General features: G+C 66.5%; 14 protein-coding genes. 7 read left to right on the plus strand and 7 right to left on the minus strand.

From position 1 onward, the window contains the following. The first annotated feature begins 114 nt into the window (after nucleotides 1-114). The gene (locus AC5Y47_RS04935) at nucleotides 115-678 is read left to right on the plus strand and encodes a TetR/AcrR family transcriptional regulator (protein ID WP_499942495.1); all 564 of its coding nucleotides are present in this window, start codon (nucleotides 115-117) and stop codon (nucleotides 676-678) included. A gap of 5 nt (nucleotides 679-683) precedes the next feature. Here the strand turns inward: AC5Y47_RS04935 and AC5Y47_RS04940 are convergent, their stop codons facing one another. Together AC5Y47_RS04940 and AC5Y47_RS04945 are read right to left on the minus strand one after the other, a co-directional pair. Continuing rightward, the gene (locus AC5Y47_RS04940; RefSeq protein WP_499942497.1) at nucleotides 684-1493 is read right to left on the minus strand and encodes a DAPG hydrolase family protein; all 810 of its coding nucleotides are present in this window, start codon (nucleotides 1491-1493) and stop codon (nucleotides 684-686) included. Nucleotide 1494: 1 nt separating this feature from the next. Beyond that, a complete protein-coding gene (locus AC5Y47_RS04945; RefSeq protein ID WP_499942498.1) occupies nucleotides 1495-2835 on the minus strand; it encodes an FAD-binding oxidoreductase in 1341 nt (446 codons plus the stop codon). Nucleotides 2836-2901: 66 nt separating this feature from the next. Here AC5Y47_RS04945 and AC5Y47_RS04950 point away from each other — a divergent pair, with 66 nt between their 5' ends. Beyond that, entirely contained in the window at nucleotides 2902-3648 is a 747-nt protein-coding gene (locus AC5Y47_RS04950; protein ID WP_499942499.1) for an IclR family transcriptional regulator, read from the plus strand. A gap of 48 nt (nucleotides 3649-3696) precedes the next feature. On the opposite strand, the gene AC5Y47_RS04955 is transcribed toward AC5Y47_RS04950, so the two are convergent. From AC5Y47_RS04955 to AC5Y47_RS04975, 5 genes are all read right to left on the minus strand, one after another. Then, on the minus strand, nucleotides 3697-4005 hold the full coding sequence (locus AC5Y47_RS04955; RefSeq protein ID WP_499942501.1) for an ANTAR domain-containing protein: 309 nt from the start codon (nucleotides 4003-4005) through the stop codon (nucleotides 3697-3699). Nucleotides 4006-4170: 165 nt separating this feature from the next. Next, on the minus strand, nucleotides 4171-5523 hold the full coding sequence (locus AC5Y47_RS04960; protein ID WP_499942859.1) for a wax ester/triacylglycerol synthase domain-containing protein: 1353 nt from the start codon (nucleotides 5521-5523) through the stop codon (nucleotides 4171-4173). A 117-nt stretch (nucleotides 5524-5640) separates the two neighbouring features. Beyond that, a complete protein-coding gene (locus tag AC5Y47_RS04965) occupies nucleotides 5641-6933 on the minus strand; it encodes a D-arabinono-1,4-lactone oxidase (protein WP_499942502.1) in 1293 nt (430 codons plus the stop codon). Further along, the gene (locus AC5Y47_RS04970; RefSeq protein ID WP_499942504.1) at nucleotides 6930-8153 is read right to left on the minus strand and encodes an amino acid deaminase/aldolase; all 1224 of its coding nucleotides are present in this window, start codon (nucleotides 8151-8153) and stop codon (nucleotides 6930-6932) included. Before AC5Y47_RS04970 ends, AC5Y47_RS04965 begins: the two co-directional genes overlap by 4 nt. A gap of 25 nt (nucleotides 8154-8178) precedes the next feature. Then, entirely contained in the window at nucleotides 8179-9399 is a 1221-nt protein-coding gene (locus AC5Y47_RS04975) for a CaiB/BaiF CoA transferase family protein (RefSeq protein ID WP_499942506.1), read from the minus strand. Nucleotides 9400-9660: 261 nt separating this feature from the next. On the opposite strand from AC5Y47_RS04975, the gene AC5Y47_RS04980 reads away from it, so the two are divergent. The 5 genes from AC5Y47_RS04980 to AC5Y47_RS05000 are packed head-to-tail and all read left to right on the plus strand — an operon-like array spanning nucleotide 9661 to nucleotide 14281. After that, nucleotides 9661-10599, plus strand: coding sequence for a thiamine pyrophosphate-dependent dehydrogenase E1 component subunit alpha (locus AC5Y47_RS04980; protein WP_499942861.1), 939 nt, complete (start codon nucleotides 9661-9663; stop codon nucleotides 10597-10599). A 14-nt stretch (nucleotides 10600-10613) separates the two neighbouring features. Next, a complete protein-coding gene (locus AC5Y47_RS04985) occupies nucleotides 10614-11624 on the plus strand; it encodes an alpha-ketoacid dehydrogenase subunit beta (protein ID WP_499942508.1) in 1011 nt (336 codons plus the stop codon). Continuing rightward, the gene (locus tag AC5Y47_RS04990; RefSeq protein ID WP_499942510.1) at nucleotides 11617-11853 is read left to right on the plus strand and encodes a lipoyl domain-containing protein; all 237 of its coding nucleotides are present in this window, start codon (nucleotides 11617-11619) and stop codon (nucleotides 11851-11853) included. Before AC5Y47_RS04985 ends, AC5Y47_RS04990 begins: the two co-directional genes overlap by 8 nt. A gap of 26 nt (nucleotides 11854-11879) precedes the next feature. Further along, nucleotides 11880-12752 carry an enoyl-CoA hydratase-related protein gene (locus AC5Y47_RS04995; RefSeq protein WP_499942513.1) on the plus strand — a complete coding sequence of 291 codons (873 nt, stop codon included), beginning with the start codon at nucleotides 11880-11882 and terminating at the stop codon, nucleotides 12750-12752. 8 nt (nucleotides 12753-12760) lie between these two features. Next, nucleotides 12761-14281 carry an acyl-CoA synthetase gene (locus tag AC5Y47_RS05000; protein WP_499942515.1) on the plus strand — a complete coding sequence of 507 codons (1521 nt, stop codon included), beginning with the start codon at nucleotides 12761-12763 and terminating at the stop codon, nucleotides 14279-14281. Nucleotides 14282-14294: the final 13 nt, after the last annotated feature.

Raw genomic sequence — 14294 nt, forward strand, 5'->3', positions numbered from 1 at the left:
CCCGGCGGCCGGATGTCTCAGCGAATCCGGCCGACAAGCGACTATGCTGAGAAAATTCTTGATGTTCGTCTCAAACCTGAGATGTTCGGCAGAGGTGATCTCGATCGGAGGCGGATGCCGGCGCGTCGCGACGACTGGCTGGTCGGCGGTGATCGCCGCACGGTTGCGGCCGAACGCATCTACGACGCGGCGATGCAGCTGATCGCCCGCGAGGGTTCGGACGCACTGGACATCGACCGGCTGGCCGAGCAGGTGCACTGTTCGCGGGCGACCGTCTACCGCTACGCCGGGGGCAAGGCCGAGATACGCGATGCCGTCCTGAACCGGGCCGCGGCCGGCATCGTCGAAAGCGTCCGTGTCGGCGTCGACGGCCTGACCGGCCGGGAACGTGTCGTCACCGCGGTCCTGGTGGCGCTCAGGCAGATTCGCGCCGATCCCCTGAGCAGGTTGATGGTCGGCTCGATCCGCCGGCCTGAGGCGATGACGTGGCTTACCGATTCACCGCTGCCGGCCGCCCTGGCCACCGACCTGTCCGGCCTGACCGACGGCGATCCCGTTGCCGCGCAATGGATTGTCCGCACGGTGCTGTCCCTGCTGTACTGGCCGGTCGAGGACGACGAGCTCGAACGCGAACTGGTGCGGCGCTTCGTCGGTCCTGCGTTCGACGAAAAGCTCTGAGCCGCTTACTCGTTGCCGAACGACTCGTACAGTTCGGGCAGAAACCCGGCCAGGTGGTTCATTTCTTGCGCGCAGTGCACCAACAGGTTGCGTGCCGTGGACTCGGAGACCCCGATGACTTTCGCGGCGACCGGGCGCACCGCCCTGGAAGCCAGATCGGGCGCGTTGCGGACGGCGATGTGCGGTCCGCCCATCCAGAACCGGGAGCGCATCTCCGATCCCGTCGCGGTGGAACGGATGTGGTGGACGAACCAGCCGGCGTCCACCGGCGCGTCCCCGGAGCCCAGTCGAGCGCAGATCGCGACCGCGTCATCGCTGTCGGGCGGCAGGCCCATGGTCGACGGATCCGCGAATTGTATTGCGGCACTGAGCAACGTGGAGCCGATGTACTCACTGATCATCGACCAGCGACCGACGTAGCGCGGGGCGCCGCGGCGTCCCCCGTCCGTGCCGTCCTTCCAGCGCGCCGACAGGTGCGCCCGCGGGTGCCACAGCTTGTAGCGGCGGCTGTCGCTGCCGTGCCAGCCGAACCACCACGACCACATCGCCGGCGTGACGCCGGGCATGTCGGTCAGCACCGAAACCTGCATGCTGCCGTCCTGGAGCAGGCCGTAGCCGTTCTCGGTCTGCTGGTAACCCTCGTCGGCGACACTGGCCGCGTCATCCAGGGCCAACAGCGTCGGTCCGGCCTGCGGACCGTGTTGCAGCGCCGTCACGACATGCGCTGGCAGCGGTGCCATTTCGGGCCTGAAGAACTTGGCCCACGGCGTGTCCACGTCGTCACCCCGATAGCCGAGGTAGGCGTCATCGGCCATCTCAGATCCGTCCCATCCAACTGTTGAACAGCCCGTCCGGGTCGTACTCGGAGCGCACCCGGTCCAATCTGGTCATCGCAGCGTCGCTGGCGAACCTCGCCGGGCGCTGGCCGAGATTCTCGTCGGCCAACTGGATCCCGGTTGCCAGGTGGGACATGGCAGCCATGTTCGACCGCGCCCAGTCGCCGTAGCGGTCATCGTCGGCGGGGTCCTTCCATGCCCCGTACAACGCCAGGTACACCTCGTCCTCGATGCTGTAGGCCATGTCGGGCCGCTGCGGCGACGGCCCCCAGTTCAGCCACAGGAAGTGCGACGGGTGATCGGGGATCGTGTCGATGATGGTACGAATCCCCGGCAGCAGGTCCTCGGCCGCCGCCGAGGTCCACATGTTGTCTGCGGCGTAGCGGTAGTCGGACAGGTAGTTGCTCATGACCGCGTCGAACCAGGTCGGCATATCGGTCGGCATATAGGGCACTTTGACGAGTGCCTTGTCGAGCACCGGGACGGTGCCGAAGATGGACAACGCCTGTTCGGCTTCCTTCTCGGTGTCGGCGAACGCGGGCGAGGCGAACACGATGGCGGGTTCGTCGAGTCCCATGTTCGGCACGCTCCGCGTTGCGACGATCTGCATCTCGACGCGCCGGTCCACTTCGGCGCTGACGTTGCGCGCCCAGGTGTAGATCTCGTCGGCGTAGCCGATCGGGTAGACGTACACGCTGGTTCCGCAAGCACCCGGGCGCGGGTACAGCTTGAGATAGAACGACGTGACGACCGCGAAGAAACCGGGTCCCGCACCGCGCGCCGCCCAGTAAAGATCGGCGTGATTGTCTGCGTCGCAATGGATCTTGTCGCCGTCGGCGGTGACCACGTCAAGTCCGACGACGCTTTCACAAGCCAGGCCCCACACCCGGCTGTTCCAGCCATACCCACCCTGCAGCAGATATCCGCCGACGCACACGCCCCGACAGTGGCCGCCCGGGAAGAACAGATTCTGGGCTTCGAGTTCGCCGAGCAGGATGCTGCCGCCCTTGCCCGGACCGACGACGGCCATCCCTTTCTCCGCGTCGATCGTGGCGTGGTCGAGGCGGTGCAGGTCGAGCAGTAGGGCGTCGTCGCGCAGGTGGTTCGCCGCCCAACTGTGCCCACCCGATCGAATGCTGACTTTGAGGCCGTTGGCTTTGGCGTAGCGGATCGCGCCCACCACCTCGTCGGCATCCACCGCCTGCACGATCACTTCCGGGTAGCGGTCCGGGACGCGCTGATTCCACACCGTTTCGCGGCGGGCCGCCTCGTATCCGTCGTGGTTGCGAAAGAAGTGCCGTCCGGCGGGCAGACCATCCATGAATCAGCTCCTTGATCCACATAACGGATCTATATAGTCCGTGATGCGGCCGACTATAGTGGACTCGTGGGGCAAACGGAACGGAAATCGCCGACGAATCGCGACGAGGGAATCCAGGTGTTGCGGCGCGCCGCGGCCGCGTTGGACGAGATCGCGGCGGAGCCGGGCCAACTGCGCCTGGTCGATCTCGGCGAGCGCCTCGGGCTGGCCAAATCGACCGTCCGACGACTGTTGGTGGGGCTGGTCGAGGTCGGTCTGGTCGGCGTCGACGCCGGCGGCCGGTTTTCCCTCGGTGAGCGGTTGCTGGGATTCGGCAGCGCGACCGGCGCACACATCGCGGCACGGTTCCGCCCGGTCATGGAACGCGTCGCGGCCGAGACGGACGGTGAAACGGTCGATCTGTCGCTGTTGCGCGGCCAGCGGATGTGGTTCGTCGACCAGATCGAGTCGTCCCATCGGCTCCGCGCGGTCTCGGCGGTCGGCGTCCGGTTTCCACTGTTCGGGACGGCCAACGGCAAGGCCGCGCTGGCGGCACTCGACGACCTGGACGCCGAGGCGGCGCTCACCAAGATGCCCGCCGTCGAGGCGGACGCGCTACGCCGACAGCTCATCGAGATACGGTCCAGCGGAATAGCTTTCGATTACGACGAGCACACCCCCGGAATCTCCGCAGCGGCTGTCGCACGCCGCACGGCCGGCGGCACGGTGGTCGCGATCTCGGTACCGACTCCCAGCGAGCGCTTCGCCGACAAGCGGGAACGCATCGTGGCCGCGCTGCTGGCGGCGGCAGACTCATCGGTCTGGACGCGCTGAGGGCCGCGGCACTTCCCCGTTGCCGCGGCCGAACTCAACCTGTCGTGGCTATCGGGCCACCCGCTCCGCCAGCGACCGCAGATGGTCGGCCACGAACAACTCACCCCACTCGTGACGCGCGGCGGACTGCGCCTCGACGAAGCTGGGTGTTTTTTCTCCGTCGCCGGCCAGGTGCACCAACGCCCATGCCATCGCGAACACCGGAACCCGGTGACGCTGTGCAGCACTGTGCAACTCGTCGAATGCGGTGTCCGACCTACACCGGCGCAGACCGATGAGGATGCCTTGCGCGGTGTCCAGAATGCGGCCCGAACTCGGGCTGTGCGAGGTCTGGGTGGGCGCCCAGCTTGCCGTCATGCCTTGGTACCTCCTGCTACTGCTACCCAAGTACGCCCGGCGGCGCGCGCCGCGATTGGCATACCGTGCCATGATTTGCGGGTCTTTCCCGTCGCGCCAGACGTGCGCCGACATCGATACGCTCCTGTGAGCGTGCTGATATCGGCCGGATGCCGCGCCGGTGAATCAGTCTGCGAGAGCCAGGACTTCGTCGAAACCGGCGACCAGGGCGTCGTGGAAGACCTGGTAGTCGGGTATGGCGGCGCTGTCCACGTTGATGCCCAATGCGCAGGTGTCGCAATAGGACAGCAGTGTGACGTTGACCGACGCGCCGATCGTCGGGCCGAAGGCGTACTGCCCGCGCACGGCGGCACCGCCCAGAAAGACCGGGATCGGCACGCCGGGCACGTCGCTGGCCACGAAGTCGACGTGGCGCAGCACCGACCCGATGTACCAGCGCGGCATCAGGTTCAGCACGCCGGCGATCAATTGCGTGTAGGGCAGAGACTTCTCGTCGCGTACCGCGCTGACACGCCGGTGTATTTCCTGGATCCGCCGGGCCGGATCGGGTTCGCCCACCGGCACGTCGAACCGCATCAACGTGATCCGGTTACCGCCCATGTCGTCGTTCTCGGTGCGCAGGCTGATGGGCATCGACAGATGCAGTTCGCCGATGCTCGCCCCGTGCTTTTCGTGGTAGCGACGCAACCCGCCGGTCACCCCGGCGACGAATGCGTCGTTCAGCGCGCCACCACAGTTGTGGGCAGCCGCACGCAACTGCAGACGCGACACCTCGTGCACCGCCAGATGACGAATCAGGCTGCGTTCCTTGGTCAGATCGGAACCGGTGCGGTTCAGTGGCCGCACGGTGCGGTACACCGAAGCCGCGTTGTCCGCGGCCGAACGGACGGTGTCCAGCGGGCGTCGGGCGCCGTCGTACATCAGTCGCGGCATCCACCTGGCCGCCCCGGCCACCGCATTACCCACCAGGGAAGCGTTGTAGCGCAACGTGTCACGATAGCCGCCCAGCCGGGGTGGCCCGGGAACCTGCGGCAACGCGGGGAGTTCCTCGACCTCGAAATGTTCGGCGGAGAGATCGAACAGCGTCATCGCGATCTGGACACCGCCGACTCCGTCGGTCAGCGCATGGTGGAACTTACAGATCACGGCGGCGCCGCCGTCCTGCAGACCCTCGACCAACGTGATTTCCCACAGCGCGCGGGCCCGGTCGAAGTCCTGCATGTGGGCCAGCCGGGCCATTTCCAGGACGTCGTCGAGCGTGCCCGACCCCGAAACGGCGGTCCGGCGCAGGTGATAGTCCAGGTCGAAGTCGCGGTCGTATTCCCACCGCGGTGGGGCGGGCGGCGGCGATTCCACCACTCGCTGGCGAAAGATCGGCAGCTTGCGACTCAGTAGGTCGAACCGGCCGCGGACGGCGTCCCAGTCCGGAGAACCGTCCAGCACGACGACACTGACCACGGTCGAGCGCAACCGTGGATCGGTCTCCATCGCCCACGTGAAAGCGTCACTGTTGCGCATGAATTCGGTCACGATCGGTTCCACGATTCAAACCTACGACCACCGGCTGCCGATGTCGCTGGGTTGTTGGCAGCCAATGACTTTGGTCCCTGGAAGTCGGGCCCTTCGTCTCGCAGGTCAGGGGCCGAGCACGCGGCGGGTGTAGTCGTTGCGGAAGACGCGATCGGGGTCGAGTCGATCGCGGACGGCGACGAACCGGTCCCAGTCGGGGTAACGCGGGCGTAGCGTGGCGGCGCTCTGATAGTGCCGCTTGCCCCAATGCGGCCGTCCCGCATACTCGTCCATGATCTCCTCGACGGCACGGAAGTAGCTTTCGAACTCCATACCGGTGAACTGGTGCACCGCTATGTAGCAGGTGTCGCGGCCGTACGCGGTCGACAGAAAAGCGTCGTCGGACGCGGCGAAGCGCACCTCGAGGGGGAACATGATCGGCAGCCGGCGCCGGCGCACGACGTCGATCACCCGCTGGACGGCGAGCTGCGCGTGTTCGCGCGGAATCGCGTACTCCATCTCGGTGAATTTCACGTTGCGCTCGCTGGCATAGACCTTCCAGCCGTGGTCCTGGACTTGCGCCGGCGACATCAGGCCGGTGAGCAACCGGTTCAGCGCGGGCGCGGCGTGCGGAAACCGCCGTCCGGCGCGGCAGATGACGTTCAGGCCGATGTTCTCGAACTCTTCGCCGAGTTTTTTCCGCCACCGCGGCTGTGGTCGGGGTTCCTCGTTGCTGCGCCGCGTGCTGCGGGTCAAGGCGGTGTCGCCGTAGGGAAAGACGAAGAATTCGAAGTGGTCGTTGCCGTCGACATGTTCGTCGAGCTGCTCCAGCGTCTGGCTCAGCGGTCGCAACTCGTCCTGGCGGTGCAAGGTGAACAGCGGAACCACCTTGAACGTGACCTGGGAGATCACGCCCAGCGCCCCGAGCGACACCCGCGCGGCCAGATAAGCCTCCTCGTCTGACCGAGCGGACACCTGCAGGACGTCACCGCCGGCGGTGACCAGCCGCGCCCCGACGAGCTGGGCGGACACGTTCTGGAACCGGGCGCCGGTGCCGTGCGTAGCGGTCGCCGTCGCTCCGGTGATCGACTGCTTGTCGATATCGCCCTGATTTTCAATCCCGAACCCGCGTCGGGCCAGCTGCCCGAACAGCGAATGCAGTTGTGCGCCACCCTCTACCGTAGCCAGCCCGTTGGCCGCATCGAGGTCGACGATGCGCTGCAGACCGGTCATGTCGATCATGACGCCGTCAGTGCAGGCGCAGTCGGTGAACGAGTGCCCGGTCCCCACCGCACGAACCGGTTCGCCGCGTTGCGCCGCGCGGGCGACGATCTCGACCAGTTCGGCTTCCGAGGTCGGGCGTTCGATCGCCGCCGGCGCGCAGATCTGATCGCCGGCCCAGTTGATCCATGTCGTCATAGGAACGTCTGCCCCTCCCCGCGGTACGTCGGGACGGTGTCGACGATCGCCGCGCCACGTATCAGGTACAGCCGGTCGAACCGCTCGCACAACTCGCCGGCCTTGGTGTGGCGGAAGTACACCTTCTCCCCGACTTTCAGCCGGCGCGCGGCTTCGCCGGTCAGGGGTGTCTGGACTTCGCCGGTGCCTTCCAGCGCATTCAGCTTCAGACCGGTCGGCAGGTACGGCGTCGGCATCCGGTCTTTGGCGCCCACCCCGCTGGCCAGATAGCCACCACCGAGCGCGGTCACCGTCTTGTCGTCGGGACGGCGCGATACCGGCAGCGCGAACATCGCCGCCGGCTGCAGGGTGAAAGTGGAATAGGAGTCGAACAGTGTCGGAGCGTAGAACCCCGAGCCCGCGGTCGCCTCCGTCATCGCCGGTTCCCGGGCGACCAGTTGCAAGTCTCCGGTGCCGCCGGCGTTGACGATTTCGAGATCGGCGACTTCGCGCACGAGATCCACTGCGCGGGCGCGACGTTCACTCAATTCGGCGATCGAACGGCGCTGCATCCAGCCCACGACCGCATTCTGCGCGCGTTTTCCGGAAACCTGGTCACCCAGCCCGGCGATGTGCCCCTCGTAGGACATCAGCGCGACGAGCTTGAGCGCCGGGCGTCCGACGATCTCCTCGGCGAGCGCGCGGGCCTGTTCGGGAGTGTGCAACGGCGAGCGTTTGGGCCCGATCTTCAGCCGCCCGCCGGCCCACCAGAGACCGGCGTCCAAGTCCAGGCATAACCGGATGGGCTGGTCGGTCACGGCCTGGATCAGGTCGAGATGTTCGACGCTGTCGACCATCACGATCGGTGCTCCCGTGGGATCCGCGGCGGTGAGCTCGCCGAGTTCGCGCAGCGCCGCGCGGTCTGTCGTCGGGTAGGCGAGCAGCAGGTTGCCGAAACCGTGACCGGCCAACCACAGTGTCTCGCGCAGGGTAAAGGTCATCAGGCCATCGAAGCGCGGGCTGGACTCGAGGATCTGACGCTGTAACGGCCTGCACCGCAACGACTTCGACGCCACCCGGATCGGCTTGTCGCCCGCCCGGCGCAGCATCTGCCCCGCGTTGTGCCACATCGCGTCGAGGTCTACGAACGCAAACGGCGCATCGAGATCGGCGAAGGCCTGCTCGTAGCGTTGCAACCGGCCGGGTGAATCCAGCCCGACCTGCTCGTCACCGGCATGCACGCCGTCACCCTAGACGAAATCGCGGTCAAAGGATCGCTTTGGCGTCCTTCGCGGCCGCGATCTCGTCCCAACCCAGGTCGAGTTCGAGCAGTATCTCTTCGGTGTGCTGGCCGTGTTCGGGCGCACGCGTGGGGCCGGGCGGGGTCTCGTCGAATTGGACCGGCGCGGCCACGGTCCGGTACTTCTCGCCCCGGTCGTCGACATTGGTGATCACGTAGCCGTTGGGTTCCACCTGCGGATCGTCGAGGGTTTCCCGCGGCGTGGCCAACGCGCCCCATACCCCTGGCTCGTCCTCCAGCACCTGGCGCCAATGCGCAAGGTCTTGGGCGGCAAAAGCTTTGGCGAAGATGTCCGTCGCTTCGGTGGCGTTGGCGATCAGATTACTCGACGGCACGAACCGCTCGTCGTCGACGAGCTCGGGCAGACCCATGCGACGGCAGAAGTCGGCCCAGAACTTGTCGGGTTGCAGGAAGACCAGCTGAATCCACCTGTCGTCCTTGGTTTTATACCGGGCTACCAACGGATTGATCGCCAACCCTGGTGGTGCCCCCGGGATGCCGTCCATGTCGAACAGGTCGGCCACCGAAATGGACGGCGCGATGGCCCACATCGCCTGCGCCAGCAACGACGAGTCGACGATGCTGGGCGCACCGGTGCGTTCCCGGTGGAACAACGCCGCACACACGCCGCCGGCCAGCGTCGCGCCGCCCTGCAGGTCACCGAACGCCGGACCCTGGACCGCCGGGTTCTCGGTGCCGAACGGAGTGAGCGTGTAGGCCACCCCGCCCCGGGCCAGGTAGGTGGCGGCGTCGAATCCGCCACGGTCCCGATCCGGACCGCGCACGCCCAGGCCGGTGCCCCGGGCAATGATGATGTCCGGGTTGAACGCCCGAATGTCGTCGACCGTCAACCGGGCCCGCTCCAGCGCGCCGGGCAGCCAATTCGTCAGAAACACATCCGCCGAAGCCAGCAACCGGCCGAGCAGCTCTCGGCCGGTGTCGGACTTGATGTCGATGGCGACGCTGCGTTTGCCCCGGTTGCTCAGCTCCAGGATGAAGTCGACGTCAGCGCGTGCCGCCGCACGGGTGAAGCCGCCTACCACCAGCGCGCGCCCCGGGTCTCCGGAGGCAACGCCTTCGACCTTGATGACGTCGGCGCCCCAGTCGGCGAGGGCGACTCCGGCCGACGGCACGTACGTCCAGGACGCCAGTTCGACCACCCGCACCCCGGAGAGCATGCCCGCCATCGCCTACCCCTTTAGTGACGTACGTCATTTCTTGCTATTTTAGATATTCTAGCTACTGTAAGGAATGAGTTGGCCCGGCTGGCCGGACCACGTGCACACGGAGCCGGACATGGGGGCAGCGCTGACGACGAAAGACTCTGCGAGGCAAGCAGTTTGCATGCTGGGCGCCGAGGGTGCCGGCAGCCCCAAAAGTCCAGCCGGGTCGTTGACGTGAACGACGGCAACGCACAGTCGTCGGTCGAGCGGCGCTTGTATGAGTTGATGGCGCTGATGAAGGCGGCCGACGACCGGTTGTCCAAGGGCATCGGCACCGGCGAGTTCATGTGCGTGTACTGGCCGTCGCGCGGTCAGGAAGCCATCGCCGCCGCCATGGCAGTGGCTTTGCGCCCCGGCGATCAGTTGGTGACGACCTATCGCGGTTTGCACGATCTGATCGGCAAGGGCGTGCCCCTCGAGGAGATCTACGGCGAGATGATGGGCCGGGTCGTCGGCGCTGCCCGGGGCAAGGGCGGAACCATGCACATCGCCAATCCTGGTGTGGGAGTGATGTTCTCGACCGGTATCGTCGGAGCCGGGCCGCCCGTGGCGGTGGGCCTGGCGATGGCGGGCAAACGCAGGGGACTCGACCGCGTCACGGTGGTCAGCTTCGGCGACGGCGCCACCAACACCGGCTCGTTTCACGAGGCGGCCAACATGGCCGCGTTGTGGGATCTGCCGCTGGTCTTCGTCTGCCAGAACAACCTGTACGCCGAGATGACGCCGACGTCGGACACGATGAAGCTCGAGCACGTCGCCGACCGCGCCGCCGGGTACGGGATGCCGGGCGTGCGGGTCGACGGCAACGACCCGCTCGCGGTGAAGGCGGCGCTGGACGAGGCACTGGACCGGGCGCGCCGCGGCGAGGGACCCACCTTCGTCGAGTGCGTGACGTTCCGGTTCCGCGGTCACTATTTCGGGGACCGGATGCCCTACATCCCGAAGGATCAGCTCGCCGCGGCGATGGCCGCCGACCCGGTGCCGCGGTTCCGCGCGCATCTGGTCGATGCCGCAATATGCGGAAGCGACGAACTCGACCGCATCGACACCAACGCCGCGGCGAGGGTCGAGGCGGCGCTGCGCACGGTGCTCAGCGCCGACCCGCCGTCCACCGAGGAACTCGACCAGGACGTGTACGCGACGCCGATCAGATTCCCGGCATGAGGCTGGAAAACCGCATGGCAGAACAAGAAATGACGATGCGCGAGGCGCTCAACCTCGCGCTGGACCAGGCGCTGGCAGCCGACGATCGGGTGTTCCTGCTCGGCGAGGACATCGCCGACCCGGGTGCGTCCGGCCCCACCGCGGGACTGTCGTCGAAGTATGGTCACGAGCGGGTGCTGGACACGCCGATCTCCGAAGCGGCCATCGTCGGAGCCGCGATAGGTGCCGCGATAGACGGGCTGATCCCGGTGGCCGAGATCATGATCATGGACTTCATCGGTATCGCCGCCGACCAGCTGATCAACAGCGCCGCCAAACTGCGGTTCATGACGGCGGGTCGCACCACCGCGCCGATCACCATCCGCACCCAGGTCTACGCCGGCCTGGCGACCGGGGCGACGCATTCCCAGTCCCTGGAGGCCTGGTTCATGCATATCCCAGGGATGAAGGTCATCGTCCCGTCCACCCCGCGTGACGGCAAAGGCCTGCTGACCGCGGCGATCTTCGACCCGGACCCGTGCCTGTTCGTCGAGACGATCCGGTTGCAGAGCCGCAAGGGACCGGTCCCGCTCGACGCCGGCTTCGCAATCCCGTTGGGACAGGCCGATATCAAACGTCCGGGCACCGACGTGAGCCTGATCGGCTACGGCCGGGCGGTGCACGACGCGCTCGCGGCGGCGGCCACGCTGGCCGAACAGGGCGTCAGCGCCGAAGTCGTCGACCTGCGCACCCTGGTGCCGCTGGACGTCGAGACCATCGTCGAATCTGGCCGCCGCACAAAGCGAGTCGTGATCGTGCACGATGCCGTCCAGTTCGCCGGGCCGGGAGCCGAGATCGCTGCGATCCTGCACTCCGAACTGTTCGGCGAACTGGCCGCACCGATCGAACGGGTGGCCGCCCGGTTCGTGCCCAATCCGGCCGCGCCGGCATTGGAAGCACAGATGTATCCCTCGCCGGCGCGGATCGTCGCAGCGGCCCGACGCACTCTGGAGAAGTCCCGTGAGAAAGCCAGAGTGCGTGGCTGACTTCATCATTCGGATCCCCCGGGTGTCGGTGGCCGTCTCGGAAGCCGAACTCACCGACCTGCTCGTCGACGCCGGCGACTACGTCGACGAGGGCACCCCGATCTACGTGATCGCCACCGAGAAGGTGGAGCAGGAAATCGAGGCCGGCGCCGCGGGAACCGTGCACTGGACCGGCCAGATCGGGACGACCTACGACATCGGCGCCCAAATCGGCGTCATCACTTCATAACCGGACTAGCGAAAGGTACTCCCCCGATGGACCTCAACGAGACCCGCGAGCGAATCATCTACGAAAAGGAGGGCGCGATCGCGCGGGTGATTCTGAACTGGCCGGAGAAGGCCAACGCCCAGGACCAGAAACTGGCCGAGGAGGTCGACGCCGCACTGTTGGACGCGGACCGCGATTACGACATCAAGGTGCTGATCCTGAAGGCGAACGGCAAAGGCTTCTGCTCGGGTCACGCGATCGGCAACAACGCCGTCGATTACCCGGATTTCGTCACCGCCGCCGGGGTGATGGGCACGCCGTGGAAGCCGCAGACCGACCTGTTCGTCAAGCCGATCCTGAACTTGTGGGAATTCTCCAAGCCGACCATCGCGCAGGTACACGGTTACTGCGTCGGCGGCGGCACGCATTACGGGCTGACCACCGACATCGTGATCGCCGCCGAGGACGCCTACTTCTCCTACCCGCCGCTGCAGGGCTTCGGCATGCCATCGGGCGAATGCTCCATCGAGCCTTGGGTTTTCATGAACTGGCGCCGTGCGGCGTATTACCTGTACCTGGCCGAGGTGATCGACGCCAAGAAGGCGCTGGAAGTCGGTCTGGTCAACGAAGTGGTTCCCCGCGACCAGCTGGACACGCGGGTGGAGGCGATCGCCCGCCACATCGCGCAGGCCCCGATGACGACGCTGCTGGCCACCAAGGCCAATCTCAAGCGTGCCTGGGAACTGATGGGCATGCGGGTGCACTGGCAGAGTTCCAACGACCTCGTCGCGCTCGCCTCGATCAGCAAGGACGTGCAGCAATTGATCCAGACCGTGTTCAAGGACAAGGTGCTGCCGTCTGAGCAGGCCCGGCGCCAGGCCGCCGCCGCCGCTTCGACCGATGGCGCCGCCACTTCCTGAGTCAGCCGATGAACATCGCCGACCATGCGAGCACAGCGCCGGACTCGCCGGCACTGCTCACCGATGACGGCGTGATCACGTTCGGTCAGTTGTACGCCCGCAGCCAGCGGGTCGCCGCGGCGCTGCACAATGCCGGGCTGCGCCGGGGCGACGGGGTGGCGCTGATCCTGCCGAATCGACCCGAGTTCTTCGAGATCACCTGGGGGTGCCAGCTTTCCGGGTTGTACTACACCGCGGTCAACACTCATTTCACTGCCGACGAAATCGCTTACGTCATCGACGATTCCGACGCCAAGGCGGTCTTCGTGGATGCATCCCTGCAGGGACTTGTGCGAGACCTCCGGAAAGTCGATGTGCAGGTGACTGTCGGGGATCGCCTGCCTACCCCGAATGGATACGAGGACCTGCTGGCGGCGGCCGGCGCGGCGCCCCCGGTGTCGGACGGGTCAGAGATGCTGTACTCCTCGGGCACCACCGGGCGGCCCAAAGCGGTACGTCGCCCACTTCCGGTCGACGGCAACGGATCCTGGGCGCAAGCGGTCCTGCAACTGGCGCTGACCCACAAGTACGGGATGGACCCGTCCAGTGTGTATCTCTCCCCCGCCCCGCTGTATCACGCCGCCGGCGTGAACTACACGATGGCCGTCAACCGGGTCGGGGCCGCCTCGGTGATCATGGAGAAGTTCGATGCCGAAACGGTGTTGCGCCTGATCGAGGAACATCGGGTCACCCACGCGCAGTTCGTGCCGACGATGTTCGTGCGGATGCTCAAGTTGCCTGCGACGGTCCGGGCGAAGTACGACGTATCCAGCCTGCAGTGCGTGATTCATGCGGCCGCACCGTGCCCGGTGGACGTCAAGCACCGGATGATGAACTGGTTCGGTCCGATCATTCACGAATATTACGGCGGCACTGAGGGTTTCGCCGGCACCACGATCGGGCCCGAGGAGTGGCTGGCGCACCCGGGTTCGGTCGGCATCCCGATGACGGCCGTCCACGTCGTCGGTGAGGACGGCAGCGAGTTACCGGTAGGCGAATCCGGCGAGTTGTACTTCGAGGGCGGCCCCGACTTCGAGTATTTCAAGGACCCCGCCAAGACCGCCTCGGTCTACAACGAACGCGGCTGGCGCACACTGGGCGACGTCGGCCGGGTCGACGCGGACGGCTATCTCTACCTCACCGACCGTGCCACGTTCATGATCGTCTCCGGCGGGGTCAACATCTACCCGCAGGAAGTGGAGAACCTGTTGGTGATGCATCCCAAACTCATCGACGCGGCGGTGTTCGGCGTGCCCAACGAGGAGTACGGCGAGGAGGTCAAGGCTGTCGTACAGCCGGTAGCCGGCATCACACCCGGCGCCGACCTGGAGGCCGAGCTGATCGACTACTGCCGGACGCACCTGGCGACCTATAAATGTCCGCGCACCATCGAATTCGATGTCGAACTGCCGCGGGACCCGAACGGCAAGCTCTACAAGAGGCGCATCCGCGAACGCTACTGGCAGGGACGGATGTCGCGGATCTTATGAACGAGGACGAGGC

Source organism: Mycobacterium sp. NGS22 (assembly GCF_059813095.1).